The organism is Noviherbaspirillum massiliense JC206 (genome assembly GCF_000312045.1).
Taxonomy (GTDB): domain Bacteria; phylum Pseudomonadota; class Gammaproteobacteria; order Burkholderiales; family Burkholderiaceae_D; genus Noviherbaspirillum; species Noviherbaspirillum massiliense.
Map to the genome: position 1 here is coordinate 1,837,425 of NZ_HE978634.1, position 18,729 is coordinate 1,856,153.

The window sequence follows — 18,729 nt, forward strand, 5'->3', positions numbered from 1 at the left end:
TCTCCTCCCCAAATTTTTATAATGTGTCGGTGGCGGGAAGTCCCGCCTCCAGCCGGGCAGCCTCTGCGGGCCGCTTTCCGGCGGACTACGCTGCGACCTTGTCGAGCAGGCCCATCTCTTCCGATGTCATCAGCTTGTCGATGTCGACCAGGATCAGCATGCGCTCGTCGATCGTGCCCAGCCCCACCAGGTAATCGGTGTTCAGCGCCGTGCCCATGGCCGGTGCCGGCTTGACTTGCTCCAGCGTCAGCGTGATCACGTCCGAGACACTGTCGACCACCATGCCCACCACCCGGCTGCCCAGGTTGAGGATGATGACCACCGTGAACTGGTCATAGGTCGGGGTGCCGAGATTGAACTTGATGCGCATGTCGACGATCGGCACGATCACCCCGCGCAGGTTGATCACGCCCTTGATATAGTCCGGCGCGTTGGCAATCCGGGTCACCGCTTCATAGCCGCGGATTTCCTGCACCTTCAGGATGTCGATCCCGTATTCTTCCTTGCCCAGGGTGAAGGCAAGGAATTCCTGGCCGGCGCTGTCATTCGCACCGCTCTCGGCCACTGCGAGGATGTTGTTCTGGACGACTTGATTCATGGCAGTTTCCTATTCGATAAAAACGGATTCGTCGTTGAGCTGCCGGCTGGAGCGCAGCAATGCAGCGACATCGATGATCAATGCAACACCGCCATCGCCAAGGATGGTGGCACCGGAGATGCCGGCCACCTTGCGGTAATTCGATTCGAGGTTCTTCACCACCACCTGCTGCTGGCCGACCAGCTCATCGATCAGCAGCGCTGCTTTCCTGCCTTCCGATTCGAGGATGACGATGATGCCCTGCGATGGATCGGTAAAGCGCGGCTCGATGCCGAAAATCCGGTAAAGCGGGATCAGTGGCAGATATTCGCCGCGCACCCGCACTACCCGTCCCTGGCCGGAGATATCCTTGATGTCGTCGGGCGCCGCCTGCAGGGATTCCGCCACGTACGCCAGCGGCAGGATATAGATCTCTTCCCCGGTCTTGATCGACATGCCGTCGAGGATGGCGAGCGTGAGCGGCAGGGATATCGAGATGGTCGTGCCCTGCCCCTTCGCCGAGCGGATGTCGACAACTCCCCCCATCGCAGTGATGTTGCGCTTGACGACATCCATTCCGACGCCGCGTCCCGAAACGTCGGTGACGACTTCCGCCGTCGAGAAACCGGGTGCAAAAATGAGCTGCCACACATCCGCGTCGGACATGCCGTCCGATACGGGCAGGCCCTGCTGCCGGGCTTTGGCGAGAATCTTTTCGCGGTTCAGTCCGGCGCCGTCGTCGCTCACCTCGATGACGATGTGCCCGCCCTGGTGGCCGGCCGACAGGGTCAGCTTGCCCGCCTCGCTCTTGCCTGCGGCCCTGCGCGCTTCCGGCATCTCGATGCCATGGTCGATGCTGTTGCGGACCAGATGCGTCAGCGGGTCGACGATGCGTTCGATCAAGCCCTTGTCGAGTTCGGTCGCCGCACCTTGAGTCACGAATTCGATGCGCTTGCCGAGCTTGCTCGCGAGGTCGCGCACCATGCGCGGAAAGCGCGAGAAGACGTAATCCATCGGCATCATGCGGATGGACATCACGGCTTCCTGCAGGTCGCGCGTGTTGCGGGTAAGCTGGCTGACACTGTTGAGCAGGCGTTCGTGGAGGATAGGGTCGAGCGTGCTGGTGCGCTGCTCGATCATCGCCTGCGTGATGACGAGCTCGCCCACCAGGTTGATCAGCTGGTCCACCTTTTCTATGCCGACGCGAATCGATGTGGATTCCTGGCTGGCCGTGAATTTCTCCGGCTCGCGCCTTGCGGCCTTTCGTTCCTGCGGGGGCTGGCCCGGATTCGACACTGCCTGCGCCTGCGCTGCAGCGGCATGCGCCGCCGGCTGCAGCGGTTCGAAGAAGCCGTAGCCCGGATCTTCCCTCACCTGTCCTACCGGCTCGAAGAAGCCATACCCCAGCTCGTTTTCCACCTCCGCCTTGGCAGCGGCGGTCAGCTCTTCGACGGTCGGGCCGACTTCCTCGGTAATCTTCAGGTCATCCGGATCGAGGATGAAGGAACAGATCGCAACGATGCTGTCCGTTCCTTCATTGGTCATCAGATGGAAGGCGGTGCGCTGGTCGTCCAGCGTAGCGCGGCGTATGTCGCCCAGCAGGCCCAGCTCGGCCGCCAGCGCATCGACGTCGCGCTGCGACACCTGCGGCAGTTCGATGCGGAAGTAATGGATGGCCTCCGCCTTTGCCTGCGTCGGCACAGCTTCGATCGGCCTCAGGCTGACCTCGAGCGAAGCAGTCGGAGCAATCGCCGGAACCGCCCCCTGGGACAGGGACTGCAGCATCATGCGCGCGTCCCCCACCGCATCCTGGTCCACGGGCGTATGCAAGCGGTGCCCATCCAGCAGCATCTTCAGGATGTCCTTCGCCACCAGAAAAGCATCGATGTGCTCTGCGGTGAGTTCCATCTCGTGCTTGCGGATCTTGTCCAGCAAGGACTCGAGCACATGCGTCACCTCGGTCAGGTCGTTCAGGCCGAAAGTGCCGGCGCCACCCTTGATGGAATGGGCTGCACGGAAAATTGCATTCAGGTCTTCGGGATCGGGCGCCGACACGTCGACGGCCAGCAAAAGCTTTTCCATTTCAGCGAGAAGTTCTTCCGTCTCGTCGAAAAAGACCTGGAAGAACTGGCTCATATCAATGGTCATGATGAAACTCCGTGACTAACGGCTGGATGGATGTGGGAATGCGGTGCTAGCCGATGACTTTCCTGACCACCTCGGTCAGGCGCTGCGGGTCGAAAGGCTTGACCAGCCAGCCATTGGCGCCGGCTGCCCTGCCCCTGGATTTCATTTCCTCGCTCGATTCGGTGGTGAGCATCAGGATGGGCACCTTCTGGTAATTCGGGATGTCGCGCAGCGAACGGATCAGGGACAGCCCGTCCATGCCCGGCATGTTCTGGTCTGTCAGGACCAGGTCGAACACCTGCGCATTCGCCTTATCCAAGCCGTCCTGGCCGTCGACCGCTTCCGTCACCTGATAACCGGCAGCCTTGAGGCTGAAGCTGACCATTTGCCTGAGCGATCCGGAGTCATCTACCGCCAGTATTTTTTTTGCCATCTTGTTGCTCCTGATTTGTCGTTTGCGGGCCGCAAGCCCGGTCATCACCCGTTTGTAATACGTCAGAACAGTTCGATTTCGCCGCTTTCCAGATGCGTCTGGGCCACAGCCTTGCGCAAGGTGCTATCCAGGCCGGCGCTGCGTTCTTCCAGCGTCAGATTGATGGCGCTCAGCGCTGCCGTCAGCGTCTGCGTGTTGCATGCGCTCTGTATGGCAGCGCTGCCGGTTCCGACTGCGCCCAGCAGTGCACGCAACCCTGCAACCCGTCTCGCGGTGCGGTCAATCAGCTGATTCGTCATGTCCTGAAACTGCAGGCCGGTCACTGCTGCTCGCACGTGCCGGCCGATTTCCGACTGCTTGTCCTTCAGGACCTGCCTGATCTCTTCCGGCGACGCGCTCCCCGCGAGCAATTGCTCGACCGCAGCCTGCTGTGCCTCGGTGGCCTCGTTGAGCGCCAGGAAGCTCGCTGCAAGCTTTTCGATGGCTTCGCACAGCAGCAGGTTGGTCTGGGCCAGATCGATCTCGGCCTCGGTCAGGTGCCTGCTGCCGTGATCCGACAGGATGGACAGCAGATGCTTGACTTCCGGTGCTGGCGATTTCTTATCCGGCATGAAGATATCCTGTCGTCGGTCCTTGACGTCTCATTCGTTCCCGCCTGCGCTCATCTCGCCTGTGTATCCGCCGGAACGGTGGCTGGCACGGGAGCGGCCCCGGGAGCCGGTGCCGAGGCCGGCGTCAGCTCGGCCCTGACCTGTGCCTCGTTCGTAACCTCGATGGTTCCGCCGTCCTTGAGCGCGGTTCGTTCCGCCCTCTTGTTCATCACGATGATGCTGATGCGCCGGTTGACCGGATTGAGCGGATCCTGCTTGTCGAACGGCACTGCCGAGGACAGCCCAACCACCCGCAGCACCTTGGTGTCGTCCATTCCGCCCGCGATCAGGGCGCGGCGCGATGCATTGGCGCGGTCGGCCGACAGTTCCCAGTTGCTGTAGCCTTTTTCGCCGCTCGCATAAGGCGCGGCATCGGTATGTCCCGACAGGCTGATCTTGTTCGGCACGTCGTTCAGCACGCGCCCGATTTCGTACAGGATTTCCTTGGTGTAGCTCTGCAACTCGGCCTTCGCCAGTTCGAACATTGGCCGGTTCTGCTCGTCGACGATCTGGATGCGCAAACCTTCGGTGGTGATATCGAGCAGCAACTGCTTGCGGAACTGTTTCAGTGAGGGCCGGGCATCAATGGCAGCCTCGATGCGCTGCTTCAGGATGCGCAGGCGCGCCATGTCGGCGCGTTCGAGCTCTTCCTGCGCCGCCTTTAGGTCGGCGACCGTCGGGGTGTGGGTCTTTCTTACGGTCGGCTCGTCGGCCTTGTTGATCTGCCCATCCTTGCGCGTGAGGTCGCGGCCGCCGCCCTGGATCACGCTCGAACTGTCGCCGCTGCCGGATCCGCCCGACATCGCAACCTTGAGCGGCGTCTTGAAATATTCGGCGATCCCCTGCAGGTCACCCTTGGCAGTCGATCCGAGCAGCCACATCAGCAGGAAGAAGGCCATCATCGCCGTGACGAAGTCGGCGTATGCGATCTTCCACGCGCCGCCATGATGGCCGCCTGCGGGCTTCTTCACCCGCTTTACGATAATGGGCCGGGCTTCGTCAGCCATGGTGCCTTTCCGCTTGTGCTTTCATCGCCGGACCGCCTATTTGGTCTTCGACTGCTTGATATGGTCTTCGAGCTCGCTGAAGGACGGCCGCTCGGTCGAGAACAGTACCTTGCGGCCGAACTCTACCGCGAGCGCCGGGGCGTAGCCGTTCAGGCTGGCGAGCAGGGTCACTTTCACGCATTCGAACATCTTTGACGACTCATGCAGCTTCTGCTCCAGCAGGCTGGCGAGCGGCCCGACGAAACCGTATGCGAGCAGGATGCCAAGGAAGGTGCCGACCAGCGCGTGCGCAATCAGCATGCCCAGCTCGGACGGAGGAAGACCGACCGATTCCATGGTGTGTACCACGCCCATCACCGCTGCCACGATGCCGAATGCTGGCAGGCCGTCACCGATCTTGGCAATGCAATGCGCCGGGATCTCGCCTTCGTTGTGGTGGGTCGCGATCTCGTTGTCCATCAGGTTTTCGATCTGGAACGCATCCATGTTCCCCGACACCATCAGCCGCAGGTAGTCGGTCATGAATTCGACGATGTGATGGTCGGCGAGGATGGCCGGATACTTGCTGAAGATCGGGCTTTCTTCCGGGCTCTCGATATCGCCCTCAATCGACATCAGGCCTTCCTTGCGTACCTTGCTCAGAATCTCAAAGAGCAGCGTCATCAGCTCCATGTAGAGCGACTTGGTGTATTTCGAGCCCTTGAACAGGCTGGGAATCGCCTTGAACGTCGCCTTGATTGCCTTGCCGTTGTTGCCGACGAAAAAAGCGCCGAAAGCGGCACCGCCGATCATCAGCAATTCCAGAGGCTGGAACAGTGCAGCCAGGTGTCCTCCGGCAAGGGCAAAGCCGCCGAACACCGAGGCGCAAACAACGATATATCCGAGAATGACTAGCAAGGATCTGTACTCCGGTCGTCAAAATGGGCGAGGTCACGGCCCTCGATTGGCCAATTCGCGGCCAGCATATCAGCGGGTTTGCAGCCGCAAACAGCCGAATAGCGGCGCGAAAACCGCTTTCCATTGAATTACGGCCAAAAAACAGGGAACTTGAGGGAAACGGCAGCGACTTTCGGCAGGTGGGGCTACATGTGCCAGCCGAACAGGGAGGGACGACCTGCGGCGCCGGGAATGATCAGGCTCGGCTCAACGCCGGGAATCGGGAATTCATGACTGAGCAGCAGCGTGCCGGGGCGCATTTCTGCACGAGCCTTGGCCCACAAAGCCGGCATCGCCGCCGGCGACAGGTAGGCGAACACCACATCGAAGCCGGCGAAAGCCAGGCGGTCATAGTCGCCGCGGATGAAGCGCCCCCGGCTGCCCGCAAGACGCGCACGCAGGGCGCTGATAAGCCATGGAAGTGGCGCGACTTCGATCCCGCTGAACTCGCCTTCCGGCCGCAGCCTTGCAAGATGAAGAATCAGGCCGCCGAGCCCGCTGCCGACGTCCACAACACGGACCCCTTCCTTTTCCGGCAGCAGCCCGGCGACTGCGTGCCAAGTTGCCGGACCGGACGGAAAGAACGGAACCTGGGTGCGGAAGGTGGTCCAGTACAAACAAGTCAGAGCCAGGAATGCGGCGAGAAACAGCCAGGACGGCAGGCGCAAGGCATGCACCGTAAGCAGCGCCACCGGGAAAATGAACTGGATCGGAAACCACCACGCCGCGAGGCGCCGCCAGTATGAAATCAGCGCAGCCGCCGCGCCATGAACCAGCGCGGCCGAAAGGATATTGAGATCGGTGCCGGCGAAGGTGCGCAGACCAACTGCCAGCAGCAGGACCAGAACGAACGCAGCCAGCTGTATCAGCAGCGCGTGGATGGCGGGTGTGCGCATCATCTGTCGGACTTGCACTCTGCCCATAGCGGGTCGACCCATCTCCGTCACTGCGCGCGGGATATCTGCAAGCAGCCTGCCGCTTATACGCTCGCAAGCGCTGCCTGGGCTGCCTCTTCCCTGGCCTTCTTGGTCTTGCCGGCACGCGAAGGCATGTGACACAGGCCGCAGGTGTAGTCGTTGTTCAGGTCGAGCTGGTGGACCACATAGTCGCCGCCGCATTTGCCGCAGCATGCAGTCGTCAGCATCTTGCTTTCGAAAAAGCGCACCAGGGTCCAGGCGCGTGTCAGCGAAAGAACCGGCTCTCCGTCAGGGCCCGGCCCTACTTGCTCGAGATAGAGTTTGTACGCCTTGATGATGGCCTGAATACCTGAAATCCGGGCGTGCTGAATCAGGTATTTGTAGATATTGATGAACAGCGAAGAATGGATATTCGGCTGCCAGGTGATGAACCAGTCGGTCGAAAACGGCAGCATGCCCTTGGGAGGCGACACACCCTTGAGTTCCTTGTAGAGCTTCAGGAGGCGTTCGCGGGACAACTTGGTTTCCGATTCCAGCAGTTGCAGGCGCGCACCAAGGTTGATGAGTTCGATCGCGAGCTGGATTTCCTGGGCTTCCGTAATTACGCTCTTCTTCGTCATGTTCGGACCTTTGCGAGTTTCTGGCTTCGTTGATAGCGGGTCGGTCAGTCAGGCGATGTCTTCAACCGGCTGGCAAGCCATCAGGATGGCCGCATGCGAATGCGCCAGTTCCCGGTCCTTGTGGTAATTGGTAAGCATGCCGAGAATTGCCCCGTCATCGAAACGGAAGCGCGCCAGCATCATGTTGCTGGTCGCAAGCTTGAGGATTTGTGCATTGTTCAAGCCCTCCAGCAGATCAGCGATTTCGGCGCTGATGCCGAGACGGAAAATCGCGGTCGCCTTGTCGGAACGGATCATCTGCTGGGCCAGCATCAGATAGCTCAGATTGGCATCACGAATCTCAGCCATCATGTCATTTTTGTTCATGTGAATCTCCCTATTGCGGTCGTCTGGCTTATCGTTTGCGTTGCCAGTGAAGCCATTCTGAGTTGGCTGACTGCGGGGAGAAAATAGGCGCCAGTCGGTTTTTGTCGTCGGCGCCAATAGCGCCGCCGTGTAGGAATTTGTCCTACACGAACACGATGATGATGGGGGCGCACTGACTGGAGAGCGCGGGAAATGGCTTGGCGTCTGGGTTTGCGGACGATGAGGAGCATCGTCCTCGGTCACGGATTTACTTGCTCATAAGCAATTTTTTTATGTGTTTTTTGTATCTATTTGTATCTACTTCCAACAACCAAAAACCTTAAAAGTGTTGCAGCAACGCAATACTTTCATCGCCTTCAGATGCTATATCGGCAGCATTTTTCCCAACTTTAGGGTTTCACAATAAATTTTTTCCTAATTTTTTCTTCTGTTTTTGCTTCTGCAGTTGTTTCCAAACAGAAATTATTCATAAGACTATTCCTGATAGGAAAAGTTCATTCTGATAAGCATCAAACCTTTGCACTGCGCTTCCCGCGAGAAATATCCGGTAGATTTGGGAACGGCAAGACCCGCCCTCTTCTGCAGGCTGACTGTCTCAGGTGCTGAACGGTCGGGGCTTGGAATTATCCGACGTTCTTTTCGACGGAGTGATTGGCGTTGAATTCGGCTTCTTCTGCCGCCGATAAGGCGTGGGTAAGAAATATGGAGCCACTGTCGCCGAACAATTCGAGCCCGCAGTGCGGGCAAGTGATCTTTCCACGTTCCCTGGAGGTTGAAAATTTCGGCCCGAACTGATTGATCTGGAACGGGCGCCTGCAGGTCGAGGATGGGCAGCGCTTGATTGGCATTTTTACAACCTCACTCTCAGAAAGGTTGAGATGAAAGAACACCCACGAAACCGAATTTTGTTTTGCCCTGCTAACTCTTTCTAAAGAAACACTGATGAATTTTCGACAATAACAAGAATGCGCCTATAATTACGCGATGTCTTGTCAGACAGAATATTGATAAATTACAAATAACACAAGTGTTAACGGATTTCTTGAAACAAATGGTTACCCACAAATATTTACCTTAAGTTCCGCTGAGTTTGTAGTTAGTTAATATCAAAGAGTTTTATTGCGGTTAACAGCATTCCAGAATCGGCCTCGCTAGCAACTCCGACACATTCATAGTGCGCTTTCAATGACAATCCGTAATGTCCTTTTCATCTGTACTGGAAATTCCGGCGGCAGTCTCATCGCGGAAGCCTTGGTTACAGTACTAGGAAAAGGAAAATTCAAGGGATTTAGCGCCGGAACCCGTGCTGCTGGATTGATTAATCCATATGCACTGGAGCAGATCCGGAAAATCGGTTATCCCTTGGAAAACCTGCGCAGCAAGAGTGTTAACGAATTTGCGTCACTGAATGCGCCGCAGATCGACTACGTCATTACCGTATGCGATTACGCAGCAGCCGAACTCTGCCCTGTCTGGACTGGTAACCCGCTTTCAGGCCATTGGCGAGTTGAACGGGCACTGGCGATGGCCGGCTCCCACGAAGAAAAGCGTGCGTCCTTCGAGAAGCTTTTCAATCAACTCCACGCGCGGGTAGAAGCTTTTGTGCGATTGCCGCATCAAAGCACCGATCGGCACGCACTGCAACAAGCAACGAAGTCGATCGACGACATGCTGGCCTGACACAGTCCCGCTTATCTTCTCGTATTCGCGCCTGCCGGCGAACTTCCTACCCTCCCCCGCCCAGACACCGGCCTCCGCATAGACATTAAAGACTACCAGGCCTCAATCGGACATACAGCTCCACCACTGCCTCATGGATCGCCTTCAGAGCACGGCTCTATAGGGCGTGTTAAGCATCATTGACGCCGGTCAATATGCGCGTTGCCACCTAGCCCAACATTAGACATTGTTCTTAATGCAACAAATTCTTTCCGGAACGGTCTAGCGGATGCCCTCTGCTCTCGTGGCTTACGGCCCAATCCGGACACGGACTTGAGGGGTGATGATCATGCGTTTTTTCGTGGACAGGAATTTCGTCGAGACCGACGCGAAGGTTTACGAATTTTCCACCTCAGCGCAAGCTGAAAATTTCATCAATTGCCTTATGGCTGAAAACGAAGTCTATTGCAGCCTGATTGTCAGGCCACTCAAGATTCATCCCAAGCCATCCGTTCTTCCCTTTACTTTTTGGGGCAAACTGCACCGATTCGTGCGCTATCTGCCGACCCGCTTTAACCTGCAAGATAAGCAGCACGCAGGCTAAACCGACTAGAGGATTGGCGCAGCCGCCTGCGCCGGTTCTCGACCTGATACAAAGGCTCTTCGCAGCACACGTCGGCAGCCCGATTCAGCACCCTAGAACTGGCCGAGTATTGGTAGCGTCATAATGGATTGCGCCCCACTTCCGATCATCACTTCACCTGATTCGCAGTACGCTCCCTTCCCGCACGATCAACACGATTCACGGCCTGCGGGCTTCATACGTCAGCATAAATACCTAGGGGAGAAATTCGACGCCACCTTGAGAGCTCGCGCGCAAGCCACTCTCCTCTCTTTATACCGACCGCGTAATGCGATTGCGCCTCCAAATGAAAAAAGCCCCTTACGGGGCTTTTTGCATTCCTGGCGGAGACGGAGGGATTCGAACCCTCGATACAGGTTTAAAGCCCATATGCTTCCTTAGCAGGGAAGTGCCTTCGACCTCTCGGCCACGTCTCCACACATTAGAGCGGCATTACTGCAAGTCCGCTCTAGTAAAGCTTGGCATGATAACTTCTCAGGGTAACTTGGTCAATGGAACTATGCACCCAAGTTTACTTTGATCAAGCTTTTTCCAGATCAAACGCCTTATGCAGCGCACGTACTGCCAACTCCATGTATTTTTCGTTGATCAATACGGAAATCTTGATTTCGGAAGTCGAGATCATCTGGATATTGATGCCCTCTTCCGACAAGGTCCGGAACATTTGCGAGGCGATGCCAACGTGGCTGCGCATGCCGACGCCGACGACTGACACTTTCGATACCTTGGTGTCACCTACGATGCTGGCTGCGCCGATATGTGCCTTGACGCTCTTCTCCAGGATTTCCATGGCTTTCACGTATTCGCCGCGTGCGACCGTGAAGGTGAAATCAGTTTTGCCGTCGACCGACTGGTTCTGGATGATCATGTCGACTTCGATGTTGGAATCGGCAATGGGTCCCAGAATCTGGTAAGCGATGCCAGGCTTGTCGGGCACGCCGAGCACGGTAATCTTCGCTTCGTCGCGGTTAAAGGCGATGCCGGAGATGACGGCTTGTTCCATGTTTGTATCTTCCTCAAACGAAATCAGGGTGCCGGAAGCAGCTTCTTCTTCCAGCGGAATCATTGGGTCGGTCAGCGATGACAGCACACGGGTCGGCACCTTGTAATTGCCGGCAAATTCCACTGAGCGGATCTGCAGCACCTTGGAACCGAGCGATGCCATTTCCAGCATTTCCTCGAACGTGACTGTCTTGAGGCGGCGTGCTTCGGAAACGACGCGGGGATCAGTAGTATAGACGCCGTCCACATCTGTGTAGATCAGGCACTCCTGCGCTTTCAGTGCGGCTGCAACAGCAACAGCCGAGGTGTCTGACCCGCCCCGCCCGAGTGTGGTGATATTGCCGGCATCGTCCACGCCCTGGAAGCCGGTAATGATAACGATCTTGCCTTCTGCTAAATCCTTGCGCACGCGCGCATCGTCGATCGACTGGATGCGCGCCTTGGTGTACGCGGAATCGGTTTTGATGGGCACCTGCCAGCCTGCATAGGAAACTGCTTTCTTCCCTGTCATCTGCAACGCCATCGACAGCAGCGCAACCGATACCTGCTCGCCGGTGGAAGCCAGCATGTCAAGCTCGCGTGGGTCCGGTTGCGGCATGATTTCCTTCGCAAGCGCAATCAGTCGATTGGTTTCGCCGGACATGGCGGAAGGAACAACAACGATTTGATGGCCGGCGTCATGCCATTTGGCGACGCGCTTGGCGACATTTTTGATGCGCTCGGTCGAGCCCATCGAGGTACCGCCGTATTTGTGAACGATTAAAGCCATGGGGGTTAAGGAACTGGGCTTGGAGATTAAGAATTTTGAAAAAAATCAACCCTTTACTTTACCTGTTGCAAGGCAAGATGACAAGGCCATAATGGCAAAAAGAAGGACGCAAGCCGGAATAAATTCAGAAAAAGAGGCTTTAGCTGGAGGTGCTTGTCCAGATGAAATGAATGCCTTGCTCAGCCCTCTTCTGGTTCGCAGACCAATTCATTCCTATTCCAGCCGCAAACAGCAAATCATCCGAGGCAGTCACAACAAGCGGCAATCGTTCACGCTCCCAGGCGGGGACATTCAAAGCCTGGTAATGCTGCTTCAGACTTCTCGTCGGCCGGTTTGCCGCCAGTTTCAGGCGCTCCCCTCCCTGCCGGAGTCGGATCACCATGTCTTCCCCACGCAACCAGTCAGGGTCGACGCCCCCCGCAGCCGATTCAACATGCAGGGTGCCGCCGAAATCCTCGAAATGCAAGCGGGCTTCACCATTCCAACGGAACATCACGGGAGCAGGAGTCGATACTTCGGCGAAGCTGCGAGGCGTGAGGAAGATTCGGTTGCGATGTCGCCGGATCTCGCAATCTGCGTGCGTGATACGGATGCGCGCATCTTCCCTGGCATTGAGCAACTGGACCCGCATCTCGGTCAACCATGCCGTGCTCGGCATGCGACTCCCGTGCAAATCAAGCCAATGGCGCAGAAGGTTATCCATCCTGTCTGCGTCAAGTCGTTTTAAGCGGTCGACAAGAATTGATTTCCCGTCCACGCAGGCCACAAGATCTTGTGCCGCAAGCTGATCCAGCAGGCGCTGCGCTGCTTGTGCATGCCGGGCAGAGCGCGCAAGCCGCTGCTGAAAGCCGGGGAAATAACGGTCAAGCTCCGGCATGACGTGTCGGCGCAATGCATTGCGGGCATAACGTGGATCGGCATTCGATTCATCTTCAATGAAAGCAATGCCGCGCTCGACAATGAATGCTTGGAGGTCGCCGCGGGTCACTGCCAGCAAGGGTCGCCCCATGAGCAAATCCGGATCGCCAAGAAGCTCGGGAGCCGTATTCAGTAAATCCATACCCGAGATGCCGGCGACGCCGGAGCCACGCAGAAGCTGCAGCAGGACCGTTTCAGCCTGGTCGTCCTGCTGGTGCGCAGTCAAGAGCAAGGGCACTTTATGCTTGCGGCAAAGCGCGCCGAGTGTGGCATAGCGCCCGACGCGCGCCGCCTCCTCCAAGCCGCTCCTGTCGCGATCCTTCAGACTGATGCGATCTGCATCGAATGCGATGCCGAGCTCGCGGCACTGCCGTTCGCAATGAGCGAGCCATGCATCTGCATTCGCACTGATGCCATGATGAACGTGAAACGCAAAAAGCTTGATGCGGTGGGCAGCCGCATAATCATGCGCAAGATGCAGCAAGGCGGAAGAGTCAAGTCCTCCGCTATATGCGACCGCCATTGATAAGGAATGCTCAGCCTGACCAAATGACTCAGACGGCTTATCCGCCGTGGCGTACAAATCAGTCCGGCTGCGGCCCGCACCAAGAGAAACGCGCGTTCGGATGATTCCCAACGCGCGTTCGAATTCTTCCGTGACCGACATTACCGGCTTGGACGCCACGAATTATTCCGGAGACGAAATTTCCTTGAATTTGCCGTAACTCATGAGTTTTTCATGGCGCGCGGCAAGCAACTCCTTCGGTTTCATGCCCTGCACTTGACGCAAGCTGTCGGCGAGCGCGCGCTTGAGCAGCACGGCCATTTGTTTCGGGTCGCGATGCGCACCACCCAAAGGCTCATTGACGATCTTGTCGATCAGATTCATGGCCTTCAGACGATGGGCTGTCAGTCCGAGCGCTTCGGCCGCATCCGCAGCACGCTCCGCGGTTTTCCAGAGAATCGAAGCACAGCCTTCCGGCGAAATGACCGAATAGGTCGCGTACTGCAGCATCAGCACCACGTCGCCAACGGCAATCGCCAACGCTCCGCCCGATCCGCCTTCACCAATGATGGTGGCGATGAGAGGCACCTTCAATTCGGCCATCACATACAGGTTGTGTCCGATCGCTTCCGACTGGCCGCGCTCTTCCGCATCAATGCCGGGAAAGGCGCCGGGAGTATCAACGAAGGTGAAAATCGGCAGGCCGAATTTTTCGGCAAGCTTCATCAGGCGCATTGCCTTACGGTAGCCCTCCGGCTTGGGCATGCCGAAGTTGCGTAATGCACGCTCTTTCGTATCCCGGCCCTTCTGATGGCCGATCACCATGCAAGCTTGACCATTGAATCGAGCCAATCCGCCGACGATCGACAAGTCGTCGGCATAACTGCGATCGCCATGCAATTCATGAAAATCCGTGAAGATTTCATTCACATAGTCCATGGTATAGGGACGTTGCGGGTGGCGCGCAATCTGGGAAACCTGCCATGGAGTCAGCTTGGAGTAGATGTCCTTGGTCAGTTGCTGGCTCTTCTTCGACAGGCGATCGATTTCTTCGGAGATATCGACTGCCGAGTCATCCTGTACGAAGCGCAATTCCTCGATCTTGCTTTCCAGTTCGGCAACTGGTTGCTCAAAACCGAGAAAAGTGGTTTTACTCATCGTGGCTCCTTTGCCTCAATGCGAGTAGATATTTGTAATTCAATATGTGACAGGTGCCGGATCCAGGCTGCGCCACAAATACCAGGTAGCGACGGTGCGCCACGGCTCCCAGTTGGCCGCCACTTCACGCGCATCGCTGCGCGACACCGGTTCGCCTGAAAAATAATTGATGCTGATGCCTTTTAGCAGGCCCAAGTCATCCAAGGGCAGAACATTTGGGCGGAGAAGATTAAATATCAAAAACATCTCCGCTGTCCAGCGTCCGATGCCGCGAATCTGGATCAACTCCGCGATGACGTCTTCGTCCGCCATCTCTGCCCATTTATCGACATGGACCCGCTTGGCTTTGAAATGTTCTGCCAAATCAATGATGTACTCTGCCTTGCGCTTGGACAGACCGCACAAGGCAAGCTTCTCGTTTCCCGCCTTTAGAAACTGCGCAGGCGTGCATTTTGGACACACTTCAATAACGCGTTGCCAAACGGCATCGGCCGCCTTTACAGAAATCTGTTGTCCAACAATGGAGCGAGCCAAAGTTGTAAATGGCTCACCGCGCCCGACCAGATGCAAATCGCCAAACTGCGGGATCAGCTTGCGCATGATGCGGTCGCGCTTCATCAGCTCGCTCTTTGCATCCTGCCAATATGCAGGCACGGAAATGCTCAGCTCGGCGTGTCCGGATTTCCCCATGCCGTCTACGCCCTTCGCCACTCAGTAACACCGCCCGGCCTGTCCTCGAGGATGATTCCTTCGGCAAGCAGTTCAGCGCGGATGCGATCCGCCTCAGCAAAATTCTTTGCTTTCTTCGCCACCGTCCTTGCCGCAATCCTGTCGAGAATCGCTGCCTCATTGGTGGCCTCATTCCCGGCGCTTGCGGGACCTGCGTGGAGAAACGCTTGAGGATTGCGCTCGAGCAACCCAAGCGCGCCGGCAAGCATTTTCAGCTGGCGTGCCGCGGCCTTCGACTTGGTCTTGTTGACTTCATTTACCAGATCGAACAGCACCGCGATTGCAACCGGTGTATTGAAATCATCATTCATCGCTTCAAAAAACCGCTGCGCATGCGGCTCTTCGCGATCCAGCGGAGCTGCATCCGCATCTACCTCCTTGAGCGCCGTGTACAAGCGCGTCAACGCATGTTTTGCATCATCAAGATGCGCATCGGAATAATTGAGCGGGCTACGGTAATGGGCGCGCAGAATAAAGAAGCGCACCACTTCAGCATCGTATTCTTTCAGCACATCGCGGATCGTGAAAAAATTGCCGAGGGATTTCGACATCTTTTCATTGTCGACCCGGACGAAGCCGTTATGTATCCAGTAGTTGACGAAGGTCGCGCGATTCGCCCCTTCCGACTGGGCGATTTCGTTTTCATGATGGGGAAATTGCAAATCCTGTCCGCCGCCGTGAATGTCGAAATGCTCTCCAAGCAAGTCACAACTCATTGCCGAACATTCAATATGCCAACCGGGTCGTCCCTTGCCCCAGCGCGATTCCCACTTCACCTCATCAGGCTCGGATTCCTTCGCTGCCTTCCACAGGACAAAATCGAGCGGATCGCGCTTGCCCGTGTTCAGATCGACGCGCTCCCCGGCGCGCAAATCATCCAGCGACTTCCCTGACAACTTGCCATACCCCGGGAAATCCCGTACTGAATAATTCACGTCGCCATCTGCGGCCTGATAGGCCAGACCGTTTTGCTCGAGCTTTTCGATCATGCCGAGCATCTGCGGCACGAACCGGGTTGCACGCGGCTCATGATCCGGCTTTTGTACGCCGAGGGCTGCCGCATCTTCTTCCATCGCAGAGATGAAGCGTTGCGTCAGCTGAGAAATCGATTCGCCGTTCTCGACGGCACGCTTGATGATCTTGTCATCGATGTCGGTAATGTTGCGCACATAAGTGACTTCATAACCGGAAGCGCGCATCCACCGCTGGATCATATCGAACACCACCATCACACGCGCATGCCCGAGGTGGCAGTAGTCATACACGGTCATGCCGCACACATACATGCGCACCTTGCCGGGCTGCATGGGAATAAAGATCTGCTTTTCACGCGCAAGCGTGTTGTAGATTTTGAGCGCACTCATGAGTGATGTCCGTTTCGGCAGGAAGTTATCTCGATTGCCTGTTCATCTTCCTGAATCGAGCAAGTGAAGAAACCCAATAGGGCCGCCGCCGCCCTTTGTTCATGCTTATTTTGATAAAATGCGTCTTTTCGTTGCAGTATAACATTGATGAATCCGTGCTCTTCCTGTCAGGCAGGCAATGCGATCTGAATATGCGTCGCAAGAGCCAACCTTGGTTGGGACAGGAACGGATGCGGGGCCGGATGAAGTGCGCATCCGTTTTGCGGTCGGCGTGTTCTCATTTTGGCACAGAGAGCAATCGCCTTTTCAGCCTTCCGATCCGAACGGCGCCCGCCGCAAGGGACAGGGAAGATACACAATCAAAAATCGTCTGTAAAGAGATCAAGGATAACCATGCAACATTCCCGCCGCCGCTTTATCAATCTTCTAGCAGCCATTACCCTAGCAGGCGCCGCAGTAACGTCAGCTGCTGCGGATAATCCGCGCGTCTTGATGAAAACCAGCATGGGTGACATCGTTCTGGAACTGTACCCGGAAAAGGCACCCAAGACCGTGGACAACTTTTTGCAGTACGTAAAAAGTGGTCATTACAACGGCACGATCTTCCACCGGGTGATCGACGGTTTCATGATCCAGGGTGGGGGCTTCGACAAGGACATGAAGCAGAAGCCGACCATGGCGCCGATCGAGAATGAGGCAAAGAACGGCCTCAAGAACGACAAGTACGCGGTCGCGATGGCCCGCACTTCCGCCCCCCACTCCGCTTCCGCGCAGTTTTTCATCAACGTAAAGAACAACAGTTTCCTAGACTACCCGGGCCAGGACGGCTGGGGCTATGCCGTGTTCGGGAAGGTCATCAAGGGAACGGATGTCGTCGACAGAATCAAGACGGTCGAGACGTCGAATCAGGGAATGCACCAGAACGTTCCGGTCAAGCCGGTCGTCATTGAATCTGCAAGCGTATTGAAATAACCCATCGTCAACCAATCGACAGGAACTCCCATGGCCGTCCTCCTCACTACCAATCTAGGCAACATCAAGCTCGAACTCGATGCCGACAAGGCACCCAAAACCGTGGAAAATTTCCTTTCCTACGTTCGCTCCGGCCATTACAACGGCACCATCTTTCACCGCGTCATTGACGGCTTCATGATCCAGGGCGGCGGCTTCGAACCCGGCATGAAACAGAAGCCGACCAATGACCCGATCGAGAATGAAGCGAAGAACGGCTTGAAGAACGAGCCATACACCATTGCGATGGCTCGTACTTCCGCACCGCACTCCGCATCTGCGCAATTCTTCATCAACGTGAAGAACAACAGCTTCCTCGATTATCCGGGCCAGGATGGCTGGGGATACTGCGTGTTTGGCAAGGTAGTGGAAGGCACGGACGTAGTCGACAAGATCAAGTCCGTCAAGACGACCCGTACCGGGATGCATGCCGATGTTCCGGTCGAGAACGTGGTCATTGAGAAGGCCGAAGTGGTCTGATCCATTTGCCTGCACAATCTTCCCTCATGCTCGATTCAAGCACCACGTCTGGCAGTTCGGCGAACAGAAAAGCGCAACCGGAAACCGTTGCGCTTTTCATTTCTGACCTGCATCTGCACCCCTCCCTGCCGCGCACTACGCAGGCCTTCATGGATTTCCTGGCCAGGCACGCGATCAAGGCAAGGCAGTTGTACCTGCTGGGTGACATGTTCGAGTACTGGGCCGGCGACGATGACATTGCCGCGCCGTACAACACGCAAATCGTCGATGCCATCCGCGATGTCGCTAATGCCGGAACTCAGATTTTCTGGGTCGGCGGGAATCGCGACTTCCTGGTTGGCGAACGCTTTGCGCAGGCGGCCGCCGTCACGCTCCTGCCCGATCCGTTCATTGCACCGATTGCAGGTCAGCGCATCATCCTGACCCATGGCGATGCGCAATGCACCGACGATCACGACTATATGGTCTTCCGCGCACAGGTACGCAACCCGGCGTGGCAGCAGGAATTTCTTTCAAGGCCGCTTGAACAGCGCAAAGCCATCATCGAAGGTCTGCGGCATGGCAGCCGCGAAGCTCAGCGTGCCAAGTCTTACGAGATCATGGACGTGAACGCGGGTGCTATCGACGCCTTGTTCGACGAGTACGGCAGCACCATCCTGATACACGGCCATACTCACCGTCCCGCCGTGCATCAGCACCAACTCCACGGTGTCACATACACGCGCCATGTTCTGCCCGACTGGGATTGCGATACTGAGTCGCCGCGCGGCGGCTGGATCGCGATCGATGCCGACGGGACAATCAGGCGCTTTTCCCTGGACGAATTGGATAAATAAAGCAGGCGGGAAAGGGGCCAGG

Annotated in this window: 19 protein-coding genes and 1 tRNA gene; 5 read left to right on the forward strand and 15 right to left on the reverse strand. The window is 56.8% G+C overall.

Going from position 1 to position 18,729, the window contains the following annotated elements; all coding sequences use genetic code 11:
• Positions 1 to 85 precede the first annotated feature (85 nt).
• The 9 genes from HGHM_RS09075 to flhD form a co-directional block, all read right to left on the reverse strand.
• Complete coding sequence (locus HGHM_RS09075) at positions 86 to 598, reverse strand: chemotaxis protein CheW (RefSeq protein ID WP_019141211.1); 513 nt, start codon at positions 596 to 598, stop codon at positions 86 to 88.
• A 9-nt stretch (positions 599 to 607) separates the two neighbouring features.
• On the reverse strand, positions 608 to 2,725 hold the full coding sequence (gene cheA, locus HGHM_RS09080; protein WP_019141212.1) for a chemotaxis protein CheA: 2,118 nt from the start codon (positions 2,723 to 2,725) through the stop codon (positions 608 to 610).
• A gap of 46 nt (positions 2,726 to 2,771) precedes the next feature.
• On the reverse strand, positions 2,772 to 3,137 hold the full coding sequence (locus tag HGHM_RS09085) for a response regulator (RefSeq protein WP_026075848.1): 366 nt from the start codon (positions 3,135 to 3,137) through the stop codon (positions 2,772 to 2,774).
• Between the two features lie 62 nt (positions 3,138 to 3,199).
• A complete protein-coding gene (locus HGHM_RS09090) occupies positions 3,200 to 3,748 on the reverse strand; it encodes a hypothetical protein (protein ID WP_019141214.1) in 549 nt (182 codons plus the stop codon).
• A 50-nt stretch (positions 3,749 to 3,798) separates the two neighbouring features.
• Positions 3,799 to 4,794: a flagellar motor protein MotB gene (gene motB / locus HGHM_RS09095; protein ID WP_019141215.1), complete on the reverse strand. Its 996-nt coding sequence runs from the start codon at positions 4,792 to 4,794 to the stop codon at positions 3,799 to 3,801.
• Between the two features lie 36 nt (positions 4,795 to 4,830).
• The gene (motA, locus tag HGHM_RS09100) at positions 4,831 to 5,691 is read right to left on the reverse strand and encodes a flagellar motor stator protein MotA (protein ID WP_026075849.1); all 861 of its coding nucleotides are present in this window, start codon (positions 5,689 to 5,691) and stop codon (positions 4,831 to 4,833) included.
• Positions 5,692 to 5,876: 185 nt separating this feature from the next.
• Positions 5,877 to 6,629 carry a class I SAM-dependent methyltransferase gene (locus HGHM_RS09105; RefSeq protein WP_019141217.1) on the reverse strand — a complete coding sequence of 251 codons (753 nt, stop codon included), beginning with the start codon at positions 6,627 to 6,629 and terminating at the stop codon, positions 5,877 to 5,879.
• An 80-nt stretch (positions 6,630 to 6,709) separates the two neighbouring features.
• The gene (gene flhC, locus HGHM_RS09110; RefSeq protein ID WP_019141218.1) at positions 6,710 to 7,267 is read right to left on the reverse strand and encodes a flagellar transcriptional regulator FlhC; all 558 of its coding nucleotides are present in this window, start codon (positions 7,265 to 7,267) and stop codon (positions 6,710 to 6,712) included.
• 48 nt (positions 7,268 to 7,315) lie between these two features.
• Positions 7,316 to 7,633: a flagellar transcriptional regulator FlhD gene (gene flhD, locus HGHM_RS09115; RefSeq protein WP_019141219.1), complete on the reverse strand. Its 318-nt coding sequence runs from the start codon at positions 7,631 to 7,633 to the stop codon at positions 7,316 to 7,318.
• Positions 7,634 to 8,818: 1,185 nt separating this feature from the next.
• Between flhD and HGHM_RS09125 the strand changes: the two genes are divergently transcribed.
• Together HGHM_RS09125 and HGHM_RS09130 are read left to right on the forward strand one after the other, a co-directional pair.
• Complete coding sequence (locus tag HGHM_RS09125) at positions 8,819 to 9,313, forward strand: arsenate reductase ArsC (protein WP_034348468.1); 495 nt, start codon at positions 8,819 to 8,821, stop codon at positions 9,311 to 9,313.
• Positions 9,314 to 9,635: 322 nt separating this feature from the next.
• Entirely contained in the window at positions 9,636 to 9,896 is a 261-nt protein-coding gene (locus HGHM_RS09130) for a hypothetical protein (RefSeq protein ID WP_019141222.1), read from the forward strand.
• Positions 9,897 to 10,256: 360 nt separating this feature from the next.
• Here HGHM_RS09130 and HGHM_RS09135 read toward each other — a convergent pair.
• The 6 genes from HGHM_RS09135 to cysS form a co-directional block, all read right to left on the reverse strand.
• Positions 10,257 to 10,351: transfer RNA gene (locus HGHM_RS09135), tRNA-Ser, on the reverse strand.
• Between the two features lie 104 nt (positions 10,352 to 10,455).
• Entirely contained in the window at positions 10,456 to 11,706 is a 1,251-nt protein-coding gene (locus tag HGHM_RS09140; protein ID WP_019141223.1) for an aspartate kinase, read from the reverse strand.
• 139 nt (positions 11,707 to 11,845) lie between these two features.
• The gene (gene tilS / locus HGHM_RS21070) at positions 11,846 to 13,309 is read right to left on the reverse strand and encodes a tRNA lysidine(34) synthetase TilS (protein ID WP_245549191.1); all 1,464 of its coding nucleotides are present in this window, start codon (positions 13,307 to 13,309) and stop codon (positions 11,846 to 11,848) included.
• A 3-nt stretch (positions 13,310 to 13,312) separates the two neighbouring features.
• Entirely contained in the window at positions 13,313 to 14,287 is a 975-nt protein-coding gene (locus HGHM_RS09150) for an acetyl-CoA carboxylase carboxyltransferase subunit alpha (RefSeq protein ID WP_019141225.1), read from the reverse strand.
• Between the two features lie 39 nt (positions 14,288 to 14,326).
• Positions 14,327 to 14,977 (reverse strand): DNA-3-methyladenine glycosylase family protein, encoded by a 651-nt coding sequence (locus tag HGHM_RS09155; protein ID WP_026075852.1) that lies wholly within the window; start codon positions 14,975 to 14,977, stop codon positions 14,327 to 14,329.
• Positions 14,978 to 14,982: 5 nt separating this feature from the next.
• Positions 14,983 to 16,380, reverse strand: a complete 1,398-nt coding sequence (gene cysS, locus HGHM_RS09160) for a cysteine--tRNA ligase (RefSeq protein ID WP_019141227.1) — start codon at positions 16,378 to 16,380, stop codon at positions 14,983 to 14,985.
• Positions 16,381 to 16,773: 393 nt separating this feature from the next.
• Here cysS and HGHM_RS09165 point away from each other — a divergent pair, with 393 nt between their 5' ends.
• The 3 genes from HGHM_RS09165 to HGHM_RS09175 are packed head-to-tail and all read left to right on the forward strand — an operon-like array spanning position 16,774 to position 18,707.
• Positions 16,774 to 17,352, forward strand: a complete 579-nt coding sequence (locus HGHM_RS09165) for a peptidylprolyl isomerase (RefSeq protein ID WP_075111704.1) — start codon at positions 16,774 to 16,776, stop codon at positions 17,350 to 17,352.
• A 30-nt stretch (positions 17,353 to 17,382) separates the two neighbouring features.
• Positions 17,383 to 17,871, forward strand: coding sequence for a peptidylprolyl isomerase (locus HGHM_RS09170; protein WP_019141229.1), 489 nt, complete (start codon positions 17,383 to 17,385; stop codon positions 17,869 to 17,871).
• A gap of 26 nt (positions 17,872 to 17,897) precedes the next feature.
• The gene (locus HGHM_RS09175) at positions 17,898 to 18,707 is read left to right on the forward strand and encodes a UDP-2,3-diacylglucosamine diphosphatase (protein WP_019141230.1); all 810 of its coding nucleotides are present in this window, start codon (positions 17,898 to 17,900) and stop codon (positions 18,705 to 18,707) included.
• The last annotated feature ends 22 nt before the right edge of the window (positions 18,708 to 18,729 follow it).